Source organism: Polynucleobacter sp. MG-28-Ekke-A2, from assembly GCF_035012985.1.
GTDB lineage: Bacteria > Pseudomonadota > Gammaproteobacteria > Burkholderiales > Burkholderiaceae > Polynucleobacter.
The window spans coordinates 1-277 of sequence record NZ_JAYGQU010000073.1 but is presented as its reverse complement, the minus strand read 5'-3'; the positions used below and the strand labels follow the sequence as shown (position 1 = coordinate 277).

Sequence of the window (277 nt, the reverse complement as noted above, 5' to 3'; positions counted from 1 at the left end):
GATCTAGCATTACTTCATGTTCCCAGCGCTTGACTCTTCTGTTTGTTCCGGTAGTGCACTGAGGCTTTAAGGCACAGGTTTTGCAGTTGGAGCTCCAGTATGCAATCAGATTCTTACCATGCTCCACGGTTTTAAATCGCTCTATTAATGCTTGCCCTGCAGGGCACTCGTATTCATTTTTATCGGGGTGGTAGATAAACGCATTCTTATCAAACAGACCACTAGATCGATTGCTAGAGGTTTTGCATTTGGGGATGATGGGAGTGACACCCAAGTC

General features: G+C 45.5%; 1 pseudogene. It reads right to left on the bottom strand.

The annotated features are described in order from the left end of the window. Positions 1–277: pseudogene (locus VC188_RS11975) on the bottom strand (IS5/IS1182 family transposase); the annotation flags it as partial.